16 protein-coding genes are annotated in these 17,569 nt (G+C 58.9%); 12 read left to right on the forward strand and 4 right to left on the reverse strand.

Translation table 11 applies throughout. The features are described from left to right. The first annotated feature begins 64 nt into the window (after window positions 1–64). Window positions 65–1,693 carry a bifunctional aminoglycoside phosphotransferase/ATP-binding protein gene (locus tag AC13D2_RS01815; protein WP_273062751.1) on the forward strand — a complete coding sequence of 543 codons (1,629 nt, stop codon included), beginning with the start codon at window positions 65–67 and terminating at the stop codon, window positions 1,691–1,693. A gap of 54 nt (window positions 1,694–1,747) precedes the next feature. Here the strand turns inward: AC13D2_RS01815 and sfsA are convergent, their stop codons facing one another. Beyond that, the gene (gene sfsA, locus AC13D2_RS01820) at window positions 1,748–2,476 is read right to left on the reverse strand and encodes a DNA/RNA nuclease SfsA (protein WP_273062749.1); all 729 of its coding nucleotides are present in this window, start codon (window positions 2,474–2,476) and stop codon (window positions 1,748–1,750) included. A gap of 176 nt (window positions 2,477–2,652) precedes the next feature. Here sfsA and dksA point away from each other — a divergent pair, with 176 nt between their 5' ends. From dksA to pgi, 10 genes are all read left to right on the forward strand, one after another. Next, the gene (dksA, locus tag AC13D2_RS01825) at window positions 2,653–3,093 is read left to right on the forward strand and encodes an RNA polymerase-binding protein DksA (protein WP_292047823.1); all 441 of its coding nucleotides are present in this window, start codon (window positions 2,653–2,655) and stop codon (window positions 3,091–3,093) included. A 54-nt stretch (window positions 3,094–3,147) separates the two neighbouring features. Continuing rightward, on the forward strand, window positions 3,148–4,020 hold the full coding sequence (gluQRS, locus tag AC13D2_RS01830; protein WP_273062745.1) for a tRNA glutamyl-Q(34) synthetase GluQRS: 873 nt from the start codon (window positions 3,148–3,150) through the stop codon (window positions 4,018–4,020). Between the two features lie 50 nt (window positions 4,021–4,070). Beyond that, the gene (locus AC13D2_RS01835) at window positions 4,071–4,247 is read left to right on the forward strand and encodes a hypothetical protein (protein ID WP_007153470.1); all 177 of its coding nucleotides are present in this window, start codon (window positions 4,071–4,073) and stop codon (window positions 4,245–4,247) included. Then, a complete protein-coding gene (locus AC13D2_RS01840) occupies window positions 4,237–7,197 on the forward strand; it encodes an ATP-binding protein (protein ID WP_300497544.1) in 2,961 nt (986 codons plus the stop codon). Before AC13D2_RS01835 ends, AC13D2_RS01840 begins: the two co-directional genes overlap by 11 nt. Before the next feature lie 7 nt (window positions 7,198–7,204). Continuing rightward, window positions 7,205–8,611, forward strand: a complete 1,407-nt coding sequence (locus AC13D2_RS01845) for a sigma-54-dependent transcriptional regulator (RefSeq protein WP_292047819.1) — start codon at window positions 7,205–7,207, stop codon at window positions 8,609–8,611. A 745-nt stretch (window positions 8,612–9,356) separates the two neighbouring features. Next, window positions 9,357–10,697, forward strand: a complete 1,341-nt coding sequence (gene pcnB, locus AC13D2_RS01850; RefSeq protein WP_300497549.1) for a polynucleotide adenylyltransferase PcnB — start codon at window positions 9,357–9,359, stop codon at window positions 10,695–10,697. A 3-nt stretch (window positions 10,698–10,700) separates the two neighbouring features. Further along, window positions 10,701–11,216 carry a 2-amino-4-hydroxy-6-hydroxymethyldihydropteridine diphosphokinase gene (gene folK, locus AC13D2_RS01855; RefSeq protein ID WP_300497552.1) on the forward strand — a complete coding sequence of 172 codons (516 nt, stop codon included), beginning with the start codon at window positions 10,701–10,703 and terminating at the stop codon, window positions 11,214–11,216. Between the two features lie 118 nt (window positions 11,217–11,334). Beyond that, window positions 11,335–12,129, forward strand: a complete 795-nt coding sequence (panB, locus tag AC13D2_RS01860; RefSeq protein ID WP_300497553.1) for a 3-methyl-2-oxobutanoate hydroxymethyltransferase — start codon at window positions 11,335–11,337, stop codon at window positions 12,127–12,129. Continuing rightward, entirely contained in the window at window positions 12,126–12,974 is an 849-nt protein-coding gene (panC, locus tag AC13D2_RS01865; protein WP_300497555.1) for a pantoate--beta-alanine ligase, read from the forward strand. Before panB ends, panC begins: the two co-directional genes overlap by 4 nt. A gap of 31 nt (window positions 12,975–13,005) precedes the next feature. Then, complete coding sequence (gene pgi, locus AC13D2_RS01870; RefSeq protein ID WP_292047813.1) at window positions 13,006–14,670, forward strand: glucose-6-phosphate isomerase; 1,665 nt, start codon at window positions 13,006–13,008, stop codon at window positions 14,668–14,670. A gap of 8 nt (window positions 14,671–14,678) precedes the next feature. Here the strand turns inward: pgi and folK (AC13D2_RS01875) are convergent, their stop codons facing one another. Together folK (AC13D2_RS01875) and folB are read right to left on the reverse strand one after the other, a co-directional pair. Beyond that, window positions 14,679–15,197: a 2-amino-4-hydroxy-6-hydroxymethyldihydropteridine diphosphokinase gene (gene folK / locus AC13D2_RS01875; RefSeq protein ID WP_300497558.1), complete on the reverse strand. Its 519-nt coding sequence runs from the start codon at window positions 15,195–15,197 to the stop codon at window positions 14,679–14,681. Continuing rightward, window positions 15,197–15,553 (reverse strand): dihydroneopterin aldolase, encoded by a 357-nt coding sequence (gene folB / locus AC13D2_RS01880; RefSeq protein ID WP_300497561.1) that lies wholly within the window; start codon window positions 15,551–15,553, stop codon window positions 15,197–15,199. Before folB ends, folK (AC13D2_RS01875) begins: the two co-directional genes overlap by 1 nt. A gap of 159 nt (window positions 15,554–15,712) precedes the next feature. On the opposite strand from folB, the gene plsY reads away from it, so the two are divergent. After that, entirely contained in the window at window positions 15,713–16,306 is a 594-nt protein-coding gene (plsY, locus tag AC13D2_RS01885) for a glycerol-3-phosphate 1-O-acyltransferase PlsY (protein ID WP_288074913.1), read from the forward strand. On the opposite strand, the gene tsaD is transcribed toward plsY, so the two are convergent. After that, window positions 16,303–17,358: a tRNA (adenosine(37)-N6)-threonylcarbamoyltransferase complex transferase subunit TsaD gene (gene tsaD, locus AC13D2_RS01890; RefSeq protein WP_300497567.1), complete on the reverse strand. Its 1,056-nt coding sequence runs from the start codon at window positions 17,356–17,358 to the stop codon at window positions 16,303–16,305. The genes plsY and tsaD overlap by 4 nt on opposite strands. Window positions 17,359–17,569 lie beyond the last annotated feature (211 nt).

A 17,569-nucleotide genomic window follows, 5' to 3' on the forward strand; every position in this document is an offset into this window, starting at 1 on the left:
ATCCGGACCTCGGTACGGCAGGTCATCCGTGTGTTATTTCTGTAATCTGTCCGCTTTGCTCGTTATGATGGGGGCGATAAAAATCAACGAGTTCAAGGAACCCAAGGAGAGAGCCGTGAGCGATGCACCTTCCGACAACCTGATTCTGACACTGCAGAATCCGGCACTGTATGACCACCCGGTGAAAGACTTTCAGGTTATCGAAACGCACATCTCATGGGTCATCCTGACCGGCGACTATGCCTACAAAATCAAGAAGCCGATGGACTTCGGCTTTCTCAACTTCTCGACCCTGGAGCGACGCAAGCACTTTTGCGAAGAGGAATTGCGATTGAATCGGCGCCTCGCCGACAATCTATACCTCGACGTATTACCCATAACCGGCTCGGCCGAGGCCCCGGCGCTCGGTGGCGAGGGGGACGCGTTCGAGTACGCCATTCGCATGCGTCAGTTCGACCAGAACGAACTGTTCGACGTGCGACAGGAAAACAGCAAACTCACGCCTGAACTGCTCACCAGCCTCGCCCGGCAGGCCGCGGACTTCCACGACAGCCAACCACCGGTTGAATCCGGCAAACCACTGGGAACGCCGGAAGCGGTCTTCGCTGCGATGCAGGAAAACTTCGACCAGATCCGCCCGATGGTTGACGATGACGCGCTCCTGCTTCAACTCGACAATCTGGAGCAATGGACCCGCAGCACCTTTGAGCGTCAATCGGCCCTGATTTCCGAGCGCTACGAGAGCGGGTTTGTACGGGAATGCCATGGCGACCTGCATCTGGCAAATATCACAATCTATGACGGCGACGTGACGGTATTCGACTGCATCGAGTTCAATGAGCCTTTCCGCTGGATTGATGTGATCAATGACCTGGCGTTCCTGTTGATGGACCTGGAGTCCCGCCGTGAGCCCGAGCTGGCGAACCTGGTATTGAATACCTACCTGGAATACCGGGGTGACTTCGAGGCCCTCCCGCTGCTGCCCCTCTACAAGGCTTACCGGGCCATGGTCCGCGCCAAAATCGCCCTGTTTACCCTGGGCAATCCATCACTGACCGATGCAGAGCGCCAGGGCCTGATGCAGCGTTATCGCGATTACGCCCAGCTGGCGGAAGACTACAGCGCCATACCAAACCCTTACCTGCTGGCCACCACCGGCCTCTCCGCCAGTGGCAAATCCTGCGTCAGCGGCTCCATGGCGGCGGAATTGGGGCTGATCCGGCTACGTTCGGACGTAGAGCGCAAGCGACTCTTTGGCCTTGGCCCGCTGGACCAGAGCAAATCCCCGACCGGTGAGAAGCTGTATACAGAAGAGGGCAACCAGCGCACCTATGAGCGCCTGGCCAAACTGGCCGGCGCTTTACTGACCAGCGGTCTGCCCGTGATCGTAGACTCTGCCTGCCTGAAACAGTCCGAGCGGGAGATGATGGCGGACGTGGCGGAGAGCCGGGGTATGCCGTTCGCTCTACTGCACTGCGAAGCGCCCCTGGAAAGCCGCAAGGAATGGGCCCGTAACCGTACAGGTGATGCCTCCGAAGCCACCGAAGAATTCCTGGAAGAGCAAGAAGCCTGGCTTGAGCCCCTTACCACCGACGAAAAAACCCACACCATTCATCTGTATACCGACCAGGAACATGTGGGGGAGGCAGTCGCAGACCGAATCCGTCAGCACTTTGGCCTTCCCGGTATGTAAAACGCCTGCTCTGGACGGTGTCCGGATGCGTTGCAACATCCCGAAGTTACCGCCTCAGGCCTCCAGGATAACCGGCACGGCTTCCCCCAATGAGATATTCCCATCCGGCCCCTGTGGGCCGGACAGCCCGGCCCTGTACGCCAGCAGCTCAACGCCGGCCGCCTTTGCCTCACGAAGCAGCACGCCGTAGGCGCTGTCGATATGGTCGGCAGGCCGCACACTGTCGATGCCGGTGTGATTGACCACAAAAAACAGCACCGCACGCTCGCCTGCCCTGGCCTGCGCCATCAGTTCCCGCAGGTGTTTCTGGCCACGGGTGGTTACGGCATCGGGGAAAAAGCCCTGCCCATCCTCGCAAAGGGTCACGTTTTTTACCTCCACCCAGGCATCCGGGAGATTGGCGTGGCCGCTCAGGTGAAGGTCGATACGGCTTTTTTCAGCACCGTAGCGCACCTCTGCCCTACAGGTTTCGTAGCCAGCCAACTCCGGAATCGCCCCGTATTCAATGGCTTCACGCGCCTGCGTATTCGGCCTCGCCGTGTTGATGCAGGCCACCTCGCCCGGAGCGGTTTCAACCAACTCCCAGGTATACTTCAGCTTGCGCTTGGGATTGTCACTGGTACTCAGCCATACCCGGGCATCCTGGGGCTGACACCCCAACATGGAGCCCGTATTGGGGCAATGGGCAATAACTTCATTGCCATCCGGTAACCGGATATCGGCCAGGAACCGCTTGTAACGCCTTAACAGACGGCCTTCGATCAGTGGTGCGGGCAACTTCATTTTGGACTCCGAGCAAAAGTAGGCATCACAAGGCTGGCACCCCTGTGACTAATCTGCTATTTTCCGCAAATTCCCGTTTCAGGACGAATGCTTTTTCCAGGGCAATGACCGGCCAGTATTCGCTGGCCGCCGGAAATAAAGCGCTCTTGCGAAGTACAAATATGAGGCCGGGTTCAATGGCAAAGACTGCAGAACAAGCACGCGAACGTTTCACCAACTTCACCCCCTATGAAATGAAGAAGGGTGAAGAGTACATGAGTGCGGAAATGCTGGAGCACTTCAAGAATCTGCTGCTGCAATGGAAGCAGGAGCTGATGGAAGAAGTGGACCGCACGATGCACCACATGCAGGAAGATGCGGCAAATTACGCGGATCCCAGCGACCGCGCAACCCAGGAAGAGGAATTCAGCCTGGAACTGCGCACCCGCGACCGCGAGCGCAAGCTGATCAAGAAAATTGACCAGACCATCGACCGCATCGACAAGGATGACTACGGATTCTGCGACCAGTGCGGCGTTGAAATCGGTACCCGTCGCCTCGAGGCGCGGCCAACCGCGACATTGTGCATCGACTGCAAGACCCTCGCTGAAATTCGCGAGCGCCAGACTGGCATCTGATCCCACGCCTCTGAGTATGCCGGCTCCCGAACCCGGGGCCGGTATTCGCCAGCCATGACGGATTCCCATTATCGCGGCCGATTTGCGCCGTCTCCAACCGGGCCTCTGCATTTTGGCTCCCTGGTCACCGCCGTTGCCAGCTACCTGGAGGCTCGCAGTCACAAAGGCACCTGGCTGGTGCGCATCGAAGACCTTGACCCCCTTCGTGAATCCCCCGAAGCCACCCAGAGGATACTGGATAGCCTGGACGCCCACGGCCTGCATTCCGATGAGCCGGTGCGGTTCCAGTCAGAACGCCATGCCCACTACCATGCATTGATTGATCATTTACTCAGCCAGGGACTGGCCTATCGCTGTGCCTGTTCACGAAAACAACTGCGTGAAAACAAAGGGCACCACCCGGAGCACTGCCGTGAGGGGAAGGCCGAACCGGGAGAACGTCCGTTCGCTGTCCGCTTTGCCCTTCACGACGAGCGCAGCGAGTGGCACGACCAATTACTGGGGCCGCAAGTGCAGAGGGTACACGCTGAACTGGACGACCCGGTCATCCTCCGCAAGGAAGGCTTCTACGCCTACCAACTGGCGGTCGTTGCCGACGACATCGACCAGGGCATAAGCCACGTCGTCAGGGGCTCAGATCTGTTGGACATGACCGCACAGCAACAACAGATCTATCGTTCACTGGGCGCCCCGTCACCTCAGTGGATGCACATTCCCGTTATTCTCAATGCTGATGGTCAGAAGCTTAGCAAGCAAAATCAAGCCCCAGCCCTGGATGACCGGAAAGCGAAAGACAACCTGAAACAGGCCCTCGCGGCATTGGGACAAGATCAACGTTTGTTGGCAGGGGCATCAGACATCGGTACCCTGCTTGCCCGAGCCGCAGCCAACTGGGCACCGGAGCGGATTCACCTGACAGCCCGGTGAACGACGTGTTATAAACCTTTTCACAAGCGACAGTGCGGATATCATGTCTGATGTATATCTACCGTCTGGTCTTCCTTCTGGTTCTGGCCATCTACATATTCTCTCCCAACATTCTTGACTGGTGGACGTCACCCGGGAATGCCTGGTACAGCCCCTACGTAATCTGGGCCGGCCTGATTGCCATCGGCTTCTGGCTGGAATGGCGACGGGATCCCAATGAGTTTTAGCGCGCCCAGCCTATTACTGGCTAGCCTGTTATACCTGGTCCTGCTCTTCGGCATTGCGTGGGTGACCGAAAAAGGCGCGTTGCCCCGCAGCTGGATCAGGCACCCCCTGGTCTACACGCTTAGCCTTGGCGTCTACGCGGGCATCTGGGCCGTGTACGCCGCGGTGGGCATGGCCGCTGAATCGGGGTTTGGCTTCCTGGCCTACTATCTGGGCATCAGCGGCGCCTTTCTGCTGGCACCGGTTTTGCTCAACCCGGTGATGCGAATTGGTCGCGCCTACCAGCTCACCTCTCTTGCCGATCTGTTCGCCTACCGGTATCGAAGTCAGTGGGCGGGCACGCTGGTAACCATCTGTTCCGGCACCGCCATACTGGCCTTGCTGAGCATGCAGATCCAGGCGGTATCCACGTCTGCCAGCCTGCTGGCGCCAGACACATCCCCCCAACTCATCAGTGTACTTTTCAGCATTATCGTGGTTTTGTTTGCCATGCTGTTCGGCACTCGTCGCAGCCAGGGTTCCGAGAACCACCAGGGCCTGGTGCTGGCCATTGCCTTCGACTCCCTGGTGAAACTCTTTTCCCTGCTGACCCTTGGTGGCGTCATCCTGTTTGGCGTATTCGATGGCATGTCGGGGCTGGAAACCTGGCTGGCGGACCAGAGCACCCCGGTGAGTACCATGACCATGAGCATTGACGACGGCAGTTGGCGTGCCTTGATGCTGATGTCTTTCGCCGGTGCCCTGGTGCTGCCCCACATGTACCACATGACGTTCAGTGAGAATCCGTCGCCCAAGGCACTTGCAAAGGCCAGTTGGGGGCTGCCCCTTTACCTGTTGCTGCTCGGCCTGCCGATTCCGCTGATTCTCTGGGGGGGGCAGGCACTGGCCGCCACCACCGGACCGAACTTCTACGCCATCGGCACCGCCCAGGCCCTCGGCAGTCCGGCGCTGACGTTGATGATGTACATTGCCGGCCTTTCCGCCGCCAGCGGCCTGATGATCGTCAGTACCCTGGCACTGGCGGGCATGGTGCTGAACCATGCAGTACTTCCGCTAAGGACCCCCAAGGATCACGGAGACATCTACCACTGGCTGAAATGGGTCAAGCGCGTGCTCATCGCGGCCATTATCTTCGCCGCGCTGCTGTTCCATGAAACCCTGGGCAAAAACCTGGACCTGTCGATCCTCGGCGCCATTTCACTATCAGGCATGCTCCAGCTACTTCCCGGCGCCCTTGGTGTGATCTATTGGCCTGAAGGCAATCGCCGTGGCCTGATCGCCGGACTGGTCTCAGGTCTGGTTATCTGGGTGGTTACCCTGGTGTTGCCGTTCTCACATACCGCCAACCTGCTGGATTTCATCGGTGCGCCGCTGGTACCGGACTACAGCAACTGGCACATCTTCACCTTCGTTAGCCTGACGGTGAATGTCACCATATTCACCCTGATTTCAGTACTGAGCACCAGTTCCGCCGAAGAAGCCGGGGCTGCCCAGGCTTGTTCCCTGGGCGCACTTTCCCGCCCCCAGCGCAGGGAATTGCTGGCAACCTCGTCCGCGGACTTCACCCGCCAGCTTGCGGTTCCATTAGGACTGGGGGTTGCAAGGCGGGAAGTGGAAAAAGCCCTTACCCAGCTCAAACTGCCCAACGTGGAATACCGGCCTTACCAACTTCGGCGCTTACGCGACCGCGTGGAGGTGAATCTTTCAGGCCTGCTGGGCCCGGCTGTCGCCCGTGATCTGGTCAAACGGCATCTGGGCTATAAACCCATGGCCAGTGGTGGTACCGCACAGGATATACGCTATGTCGAACGAGCCCTCGGGGATTACCAGAATCGCCTGACCGGGCTTGCCGGGGAACTGGACAACTTGCGCCGCCACTATCGCCAGACCCTTCAGAACCTTCCGATTCCCGCCTGCTCTGTCGGTGAAGACGGCGAAATACTCATGTGGAACAACGCCATGGAAGCCCTCACCGGCATTACGGCAGACGATGTGGTGGGTGCCCGACTGATGGCCCTCCCCGAGCACTGGCACCTGCTGCTGGACGACTTCAACAGCGGTGAGGATCTGCACCGGTACAAACACCGGCTGGACCTGAAAGGTCGCCCCCACTGGCTTAACCTGCACAAAGCAGCCTTGAGCGGCCCCGATCACACCGAGGGCGGCAGCATCATCCTGGTGGAAGACCAGACGGAAACCCGCCTGCTGGAAGACGAACTGATGCACAGCGAGCGGCTGGCCTCCGTAGGCCGACTGGCAGCCGGTGTCGCCCACGAAATCGGCAATCCGGTCACTGGCATCTCCTCCCTGGCCCAGAACCTGAAGCTGGAAACCGACGACCCGGACATTCTGTCCACCGCTGACCAGATCCAACAGCAGACCCGGCGCATTTCCACCATCCTGCAGTCGCTGATGAACTTTGCCCGTACCGGAAACCATGCTCACGCCAACCGCTACGAGCCGGTGGATATGCAGCGCTGCGTAAACGAATCCATCAACCTGCTCTCCCTCAGTGACAAGGGCATGGGCATTCATTACCGCAACGAATGCCCGGCTGAGCTGACCATCCTGGGGGATGAACAGCGGCTGGTGCAGGTGTTTATCAACCTGCTGGCCAACGCCCGGGACGCCTCACCCATTGGCGGAGAAGTGCGCATCAGTGGAAACCGCGACGGCTACTCCGCTATTATCGAGGTCACCGATGACGGCTCCGGCATACCGAAAGACCAGCTGGACCACATCTTCGAGCCTTTTTACACCACCAAGGCCCCCAACAAAGGCACAGGCCTGGGCCTGTCGCTGGTGTACAGCATCATTGAAGAACATTACGGCAACATTCAAGTGGACAGCCCGGCTGATTCTGATACTGGCCGGGGCACCTGTGTGCGCATGAGGTTGCCGGCCTACGAGCCGGACACCGGTACCACCATCAGCCAGAACGAAGGGTCGTAAACGCATTATGCCTCGCATTCTGATTGTAGAAGACGAAGAGATCATCCGTTCAGCGGTTCGCAAGCTGCTCCAGCATGCCGGTTATGAGGTTGCCGACGCCGGCTCCGTGGAAGAAGCCGAAGACAACCACGACCCCAGCGATTTTGACCTGATCATCTCCGACCTTCGGCTGCCCGGAGCAGCCGGGACGGAACTGATACGGCGCGCACCGGACACCCCGGTATTGATCATGACCAGTTACGCCAGTCTCCGCTCTGCCGTGGATTCAATGAAGATGGGTGCCGTGGAGTACATTGCCAAACCCTTCGACCACGATGAAATGCTGGAAGCCGTAGAGGGCATTCTCGCCAGAAAACCCCAGGCCTCACCCTCTGCTCAGCCATTATCGGAGCGGGCAGATGCGGGTGCACCGGACAGCGACCCGGCCAGCATTATGTTCGGTCACTGCGATGCCATGCAGAAGGTGTTCACCCTGATACGCAAGGTGGCACCGACGGAAACCACGGTGCTGATTCAGGGCGAATCCGGGACTGGCAAGGAACTGGCTGCTCGTGCGCTTCACCTGATGAGCCCCCGGGCCGCCAGACCACTTATTTCCGTAAACTGCGCCGCCATCCCGGAAAGCCTGATCGAGTCAGAGCTGTTCGGTCATGAAAAGGGGTCGTTTACCGGGGCGGTATCGGCCCGGACCGGCCTGATCGAAGCGGCCGACGGCGGCAGCCTGTTCCTGGACGAGATCGGCGAATTGCCCGCCGAGGCCCAGGCGCGTTTGCTACGAGTGTTGCAGGAAGGCGAGATTCGCAAGGTAGGCTCCACCCAAAGCCGCCAGGTGGATGTCCGAATGATTGCCGCCACCCACCGTAACCTGAAGGCTATGACACGAACCGGTGGGTTCCGCGAAGACCTGTTTTACCGACTGAACGTCATGCAGGTTCGCATACCGCCGCTGCGGGAGAGACAGTCGGATATCCTTGGCCTGGCCCAGCGATTCCTGCAACGCCAGGGCGAGAAAATGAGCAAAACCGGCCTGAACCTGACACCAGAGGCCATGCGTGCACTGGAACGACACCGCTGGCCCGGCAACGTCAGGGAGCTGGAAAATGCCATCGAGCGCGCCACCATCCTCTGCGACAACGACCTGATCACCCCGTCACTGCTGGATCTGGACGGTGAAGGCGGCGATGTCAGCATTCCCGAAACACTGGTGGACGGGAACAACGAGCAGCCCCCTTCCCGGGAAGCCGAGGCCACCAGTGATCTCTCCCTTGAGGATTATTTCCAGCACTTTGTGCTGGAAAACCAGGATCGCATGAGTGAAACCGAACTGGCCCAAAAGCTGGGGATCAGCCGTAAGTCGCTATGGGAACGGCGGCAACGCCTGGGTATCCCACGAAAGAAAAGTTCGGGGAACTGATACTTCTCCGGTAGCTCTCCAGCAAGCGTTGTTACCGAAAAAGGTTGAACCTGCGCTCAGTTGTTACCCTGTGTTCCTGACGGTAACACCCCAGATCTAAAAACCGCGACCTCAGTAACACTTAAGTCTTACGACTTACCTTTCCAGAGGGCCTTAAAATACTAACTCATTGTTAACAAACAACTTTAAAAAACTGGCACACGGACTGCACTCTATAGGGCGCACAACAACAAAAACAACAGTGACAACGCAGCGCCAACAACAAGAACAAAAAGCTGTAGAAGACGTTCGGTAACAAAAACAAAAACAGAACGTGAGCGAACTGAGTGTTTTGGGTACTTTGCTTTTTAGTGGTCCCACGGCACGTGTGAGTTGTAGATGTAGAGAAGAATCGTCTTCCAGGCGGCACTGCATTTACCCGATGACTCGCCCGATGTCTCTGACTGCTCTGTGTATTCAAAGCTTTCCGTTTGCACTCCTGAAATCCCTGAGTTTGGGGATTAACAGTGGGGTAGAAAAACGAAGAAAAATCCCGGCAAAAACAAAAACAATGCAGATCGTCAACGCTTTCAGGGCGGATTCGTGTGAACGGATCCGCCTTTTGATTATCTGGCCCAACGGTTTTTCAACTTGGCCGTTTTCGCCCTTCCCTTGGTTGTTTTCACCAGCTTATGGCGCCAAACGTGTGCAAATCCCGCCCAAACCGTTAAACTCTCGCTTTTGCTCAGCGCAATAACGGAATTCAATGCTTAAACGACTATTGTCATACGTGTCAGGAAACGGGAAGAAAAAAGCCCGAACCTATCAACGTCAGGATATCCCCCGGGACCAGCATACCGTCTCCCGCTCGTTCATCAGCGAGCCCGCCAAGAAAGTGCTCAGCCGGCTGAATAACGCAGGCTACGAAGCTTATCTGGTGGGCGGTGGTGTTCGCGACATACTGCTTGGCGGCAAACCCAAGGATTTTGACATCGCCACCAACGCCACGCCGGAAGAGGTGCATGACCTGTTCCGCAACTCCAGGCTGATTGGCCGGCGCTTCCGCATTGTTCACGTCCTGTTCGGCCGTGAAGTCATTGAGGTCACCACCTTCCGTGGAAATGCCGCGGAAGCAGAGGAGGATGACGACGATGACCGCAGAACCAGCGAGCACGGTCTGCTTCTGCGGGATAACGTCTACGGCAACCTGGAAGAAGACGCCCTGCGCCGTGATTTCACCGTGAACGCCCTCTATTACTGCATCCGCGACTTCACCGTCGTGGATTTCGCCAACGGCATTGAAGACCTGGAAAACCGTCAGATGCGCCTGATTGGTGACCCGGAAACCCGCTACCGGGAAGACCCGGTACGCATGCTTCGTGCCGTGCGCTTCGCCGCCAAGCTGGGCTTCGACATCGAACCCGACACCGAAGCCCCGATCCGGGAACTGGCACCGCTACTGACGCACATTCCGCCAGCCCGACTGTTTGAGGAAGTGCTTAAGCTGTTCTCCGCCGGTTACGGTGAAGCCACTTACGACCTGCTCAGCGAATACAACCTGCTGGCGCCCTTGTTTCCGGAGACGGTACAGGCCATCAACAACGGCCAGCCGGATGAACTGATCCGCAAGGCCCTGAGAAATACCGATGCCCGCATCGCCCAGGGCAAGTCGGTAACCCCCTACTTCCTGTTTGCCGCAATGCTCTGGCCGGCCCTGCAGGCGGAATGGCGAAAACGCCAGGATAATGGGGAGCCGGTACAACCGGCATTGCACATGGCCATCGCCAAGGTGATCGGCCGACAGGTTCAGGCCACCTCGATCCCCAAGCGCTTCTCCGGCCCGATGAAGGAAATCTGGGAGTTACAGATGCGCCTGCCCCGTCGCCAGGGCAAGCGCGCCTTCGCCACCATGTCCCACCCCCGCTTCCGGGCCGCCTATGACTTCCTGCTGGTACGGGAAGCCTCCGGCGAAATCGAACCAGGGCTGGGCCAGTGGTGGACGGAGTTCCAGGAATCGGACGAACGTGGTCAGGAACGCATGTTGACACAACTCGGTAGCGACGGCCCCAAGAAACGCCGCCGCAAGAAGCCCGCGAAAAAGGCCTGACCGATGACGGCCACGGATGTTTTTATTGGGCTCGGCAGCAACCAGGCCGACCCATCCGCGCAACTGGCCGGTGCCGTAGCCCGGCTGGCTGCGCTGCCGAAAACTGAACTGGTGGCCCAGTCCCCTTTTTATCGCAGCAAGCCGGTGGGCCCGCAAGACCAGCCCGATTTTGTAAACGGCGCGGCCTGGTTACGCACGGAACTTTCCCCCCTGGAACTTCTGGACCAGCTACAGGCCATTGAACAGGTTCATGGCCGCGAACGCATACAGCACTGGGGACCGAGAACCCTGGACCTGGACCTGCTCCTTTATGGCAATGAAATCATCGCCAGCGAACGCCTGACCGTACCCCACGCTGAACTCGCCAACCGCGACTTTGTCTTGCAGCCGTTACTGGACCTGGAGCACGAACTTGCACTGCCAGACGGCCGCACCGTTGCGCAATTGCGACAGCAATGCCCGGACAACAACCTGCAAAAACTCAATCCAGTGGAACGAGCACCTTTCCCGCCTGGCTGAGACCAACGGCTCGGCGTGCGGCTATTGCCACAAACACACCCCCGGATTACCCTAATGGCCTGGATGCCGGCATACACCCGGCCCGGTCTGGCCCATCCACCCACAAGGCAAGGATTCTATGGCTGTTACCATCAATACTCTGCGCGATTACAAGCAGAAGGGCGAAGCTTTCTCCGTGCTGACATCCTACGATGCCACCTTTGCTCAAATCGTCAGTGAGGCCGGCGTTGATGTCATCCTGATTGGCGATTCTCTTGGCATGGTGCTTCAGGGGCACGACAGCACACTTCCCGTGACCATGGACCAGATGGTCTACCACGTATCCTCTGTGGCCAAGGGTAACCGGGGTTCGCTGATCATGGCCGACATGCCGTTCATGACCTATGGCACCACCGAGGCCGCCCTGGAGAACGCCGCCGAGCTGATGCGCGCCGGCGCCCACATGGTCAAGTTGGAAGGCACCGACTGGATGAAGGACACCATTCACGCCCTGAGCGAACGCGGCGTGCCGGTATGCGCTCATCTGGGTCTGACTCCGCAATTCGTCAACAAGTTTGGCGGCTACAAGGTCCAGGGTCGGGACGAAAAGCACGCCGAACTGATGATTGAACACGCCTGTGAGCTGGTGGCCGCCGGAGCCGACGTAATCCTTCTAGAATGCGTACCTGCGCCGCTGGCTGCCAGGATCACCCAGGCCGTACAAGCGCCGGTGATCGGCATTGGCGCCGGCGCAGACACCGACGGCCAGGTACTGGTTGTCCACGATATGCTGGGCATGGTCACCGGCCGCAAACCACGCTTTGTGAAGGACTTCCTGGCGGAGTCCGGCTCCATCAAAGGAGCCATTGAAGCCTATGTGGCCGCTGTGCGCGACCGCTCATTCCCCGCCGAGGAGCATACGTTCAAGGCATGAGAACCGTACATACTCTTAAAGAACTCCGAGCCATGCTGCGCAGTTATCGCCAGCAAGGTAAACGTATCGGGCTGGTTCCCACCATGGGCAACCTGCATGAGGGGCATATTTCACTGGTCAGAAAGGCCCGTGAAGCAGCCGACATTGTCGTGACCAGCATTTTCGTAAACCCGATGCAGTTCGGTGCCGCGGAAGACCTGGACACTTACCCGCGCACATTGATTGAAGATCAGGAGCGGCTTGAGGCGGCGGGCAGCACCCTGGTGTTCGCCCCCTCCAATGACGAAATCTATCCCGAGGGATTGGCCCGGCACACCCGCATTACGGTTCCGGAAGTCAGTGAGGGCCATTGCGGCGCCAGCCGGCCCGGACACTTTGAGGGCGTGGCCACGGTCGTCACCATGCTGTTCAATATGGTTCAGCCGGATATCGCGGTGTTTGGCGAGAAGGATTACCAACAGTTGGCTGTTATTCGCAAACTGACCCAGGACCTGATGATACCGGTGGAAGTCATCGGCGGCCCGACCGTTCGCGAAGAGGACGGCCTGGCGAAGAGCTCTCGCAATGGATTTCTCACCGAGGATGAACGCGCCGTTGCACCGGCCGTCTATCAGACGCTGAAAAATACCGCAGAACAAATTTATGAAGGTCGGACCGATTTCACAGTGCTGTCTCAGGAGGCCAATGATGCCCTCAGTAAAGCGGGGCTACGGCCGGATTACTTCAACATCGCCAACAGCCAGACCCTGAAACCAGCCAACGCCGACGATACCGAACTGACTCTACTGGCGGCAGCGTTTCTGGGCACCACACGACTGATCGACAATCTGTCGATTAACCGCTGATCCGACACCCACTGACAGAAAGGATTCCACAATGTCCCAGGGCTCTGTACCACTCACCAGCCGGCCCGAGTGGCAGGCGCTGAAGACACATCAGGCGGAACTGGAAAGCACCCATATGAGGGAGCTTTTCAGCAGCGATCCGGACCGGGCCAGCCGCTTTTTCATTCGCGGCGGCGGCCTGTCGCTGGATTACTCCCGCAACCGCATAACCGATGACACCTTGGCAAAGCTGATGGCATTGGCCAGGGAATGCGGTGTACCGGAGCGGATCGAAGCCATGTTTCGTGGCGACCACATCAATGTCACTGAAAAGCGCCCGGCGCTGCACATCGCCCTGCGGGACACCAGCGGCGCTCCCATCCACGTTGACGGCATGGACATCGCGCCGGAAGTGGAACGCACGCTGAATCGCATGGAGCAGTTCGTAGACGACGTGCTTAGCAAACGCTGGCAAGGGCATACCGGCAAGGCCTTTACGGATGTGGTCAGTATTGGCATTGGCGGCTCCTTCCTCGGCCCCAAACTGGTATCGGAAGCTCTACGCCCCTACTGGCACGGCCAGCTGAAGGGCCACTACGTCGCCAACATCGACGGCACCCAGATGGCCGAGATACTGCGCCGGGTCAATCCGGAAACCACCCTGTTCCTGATCCAGTCCAAATCCTTCCGTACCCAGGAAACCCTGGAGAACAGCAAGGTGGCCCGGAACTGGTTCCTGGACAACGGCGGCAGCGAAAACCAGGTCGCGAAGCACTTCGTGGCGGTTACCGCCAACACCCCGGAAGCCGTTAACTTCGGCATCTCCGAAGACAACATCTTCCCAATGTGGGACTGGGTGGGCGGACGCTACTCACTGTGGTCTGCCATCGGCCTGCCCGTAGCACTGACCATCGGCATGGAAAATTTCCGCGCCCTACTCTCAGGCGCCAATGCCATGGACCAGCACTTCCGCACCGCGCCGCTGGAGCAGAACCTGCCTGTGATCATGGCAATGCTGGGGCTCTGGTACAACAACTTCTGGGGCGCAGAAACCTACGCCATCCTGCCCTACGACCACTACCTGCGGAGCCTGCCAGCGCACCTGCAACAACTGGACATGGAAAGTAACGGCAAGAGCGTGACCCAGAACGGCGAGCCGCTAACCTACCAGAGCGGCCCGGTGATCTGGGGTGGCGTGGGTGCCAACGGCCAACACGCTTTCCACCAGCTACTGCATCAGGGTACGCGCCTGATTCCGGCGGACTTCATCATTCCTCTCGAGACCCACAACCCGGTCGCCAGTCACCACGTCACCCTGTTTGCCAACTGCCTGAGCCAGTCACGAGCACTGATGTCCGGCAAGACGCTGGACCAAGCCAAGGCGGAACTGAAGGCCGAGGGCATGAGCGGTGAGGATATCGACAAACTGGCCCCCCACAAGGTGATTCCCGGCAACAAACCCAGCAATACGCTGCTGATCGATAAGTCGACGCCGGAAACCGTCGGCGCGCTGATTGCGCTCTATGAACACCGCACGTTTGTTCAGGGCATTATCTGGGATGTGGATTCGTTCGATCAGTGGGGTGTTGAGCTGGGAAAACAGATGGGCAAAGGCATACTGGATCGCTTGACCGGCGTTACTGCTGAGGGCAACGAAGCCATCGACAGCTCAACGGCCAGCCTGATCCAGCTATACCGTTCGCATCACGGCTCATAAAAGCCAGATTAGAGGGTGGAGGCCTGAGAGATGTGCCGGCCTTGCCAGGTAAAGTCCACCGGCCACAGCTTCTGATCACGGTCATAGACCTGCCACAATGCCTGGTAGCACTCACCGCAAACCGGATGAACGGCGGTCGGCGCAATCTCCGCCAGCGGCAGTAGCACGAAGGCGTTTTTCAGAATCTCGCCCCGGGGCAGCTCGACACCATCGACTCGGCCCACCTCGTGATCGTAGGTGAGAATATCCAGATCCAGGGTTCGGGGGCTGAACTTTGGCACATCCCGCCGTCGACCATTATCCGCCTCAAGTTGTTTGAAGCGGGCCGACAGCTCCGCCACACTCAGGCCGGTATCGACACCCACCACCAGATTGTAGAAGGGCGAACCATCAAAACCGACGGACTCGCTCTCGTAGACAGAAGAGATGAGCAGTTCGTCAAACCAGCCGGCCAATGCATCCAGCGCCGCCGTGACATAGCGCACGCGGTCAATGTTGCTACCGATACTGATATACACCCGCGCCATCAGCGGCTCCCCCGTTCAATCTTTACACCCACGGCCACTGCAGCCGGAACGGCGCCGGGCTTACGAAGGGTCAACTTGACCCAGCGCACGTTGAACTCGCTCTGCAGCAAACCTGCAATGCCTTCTGCAGCGGTTTCCAGCAATTGCGGGCGAGCCTCGACAAGGTAGCCTGAGACCCGCTCGCTGACCAAAGCGTAGTTCAGGGCGTCACCGACATCATCCGAGGCTGCTGGGGCCCTGTTATCCCAGGCCATCTCCAGGTCTACCAACAGTCGCTGTCTGACTTCACGCTCCCAGTCGTATACGCCGATGATTGCCTCAACGGCCAGGCCTTCGATCAGTACACTATCTGTCAACAGAGGCACTCCCGGGCTTACACTCTTTGCTGATTGAATAACGCGCAGGCAGCGGATACTGTGTAAAATCTGACCTGCCTCGTCGCGGGGCCGGCATTTTCTCACAAATGACCAGTACGCGTCTTTGCGTCTTTTTCACTTTGCCAATGATCGCCACCGATGAGCTATCTGAGTGACCCGGTACTGACCGTTCTACTGTGCGCCCTGGCCTACCTGGCAGGCTCGATACTGTTTGCACTGCCGGTCTGCCGCGCCTGGCACCTGCCGGACCCACGCGCCCAGGGTTCCGGAAACCCCGGCGCCACCAACGTCTACCGTACCGGCGGATGGCCGCCGGCAGCACTGACGCTGTTCCTGGATGCCGCCAAGGGCTGGCTTCCGGTATGGCTTGCCCACCAGGCAGACCTGACCATTCTTTCCCAGGCCATGGTGGCGCTGTGCGCAGTGACCGGGCATATGATTCCGTTGTTTTATCGGTTCAAGGGTGGAAAAGGCGTGGCGACTGCGCTGGGCGCGGGGCTTGCGCTAGCGCCAGCAACCACTCTTCTGCTGGCCGCCATCTGGGCCCTGGTGATGTGGCGCTGGAAGATATCAGCGCTCGCCTCGATTGTAGCCATTGTGAGCGGCCCCATCATCAGTGCGCTGATCGAACCCGACACCTTGCCGCTGTTCGGCCTCCTGGCCATCCTGATTGTGGTACGTCACCGCAACAACCTGATCCGTATGGCCCAGGGCCGTGAACCGGGCTTCTAGTCCACCAACCCGTTCGTCCGTAGCTCGCCAACCGGTGGCAGTGTATTCATCGGCCAGCGCGGCACCGCCACAATCCGATCGCCATCCTGCTGACCTGCGTTCATGCGCTGACAACCCGCGTAGGCAATCATGGCGCCATTATCCGTGCAGAACTCGGGGCGGGCGTAGAACACGGCGGCACGAAGCTTCTCTGTCATTTTCTCAAGCCCGGCACGCAACCGCTTATTGGCACTCACGCCGCCGGCAATCACCAAACGCTTGCAACCGGTCTGCTCCAGGGCACGGCGACATTTGATGGTCAGTGTATCCACCACCGCTGCCTCGAAGGCCAGGGCAATATCCGCGCGGGTCTGGTCATCCAGCCCCCCAGCACGCTCTGCGGCAGTTACCGTATTGAGGGTAAACGTCTTCAGGCCACTGAAACTGAAATCCAGCCCCGGCCGGTCGGTCATCGGGCGCGGGAACCGGTAGCGTCCCGGCGCGCCCTTCTCAGCCAGCGCAGCCACCCTCGGCCCGCCAGGATAATCCAGCCCAAGCATCTTGGCGGTTTTGTCAAAGGCTTCACCGGCGGCATCGTCCACCGACTCACCCAGCATTTCATACTCGCCAATACCCTTAACCAGAACCAACTGGGTATGGCCACCGGAGACCAGCAAGGCGACGAATGGAAACGCCGGTGGGTTATCCTCCAGCATCGGCGCCAACAAGTGGCCCTCCATGTGATGCACCCCCAGCACGGGAACACCCAGGGCGAACCCCAGGGCATGGGCCACGGAGCCACCGACCATCAGCGCACCCACCAGCCCGGGGCCGGCGGTGTAGGCAATGCCTTCGATATCAGCGCGAACCCGGCCGGCGTCGGCCAGCACCTGATCACACAACGGCAGCAATTTACGGACATGGTCGCGGGAGGCCAGCTCCGGCACCACACCACCGTAGTCTGCATGCATATCAATCTGGCTGAACAACGCATGCGCGAGCAGCCCACGCTCGCTGTCATAGAGGGCAACGCCGGTTTCATCACAGGAGGTTTCAATACCGAGAATCAGCATAAGTAAGGGCCACAACTCCGGGCAGGTAAACGTAAACGAGGCATTTTAGCAGAAACCCGAAACCCTCCGTCAGTTTCATCGAACAAACATTGACCTTGGCCATGGGCAGGCGCTATCATTGCCGGCCTTAAATACGCACTGGTCGAGTTTTAGCCAATCTGACCAGGTATCGAGTCGATTTGACAGACAGGTCGATCAGACAAAACTGAAA

The organism is Marinobacter sp. B-12, assembly GCF_056857915.1.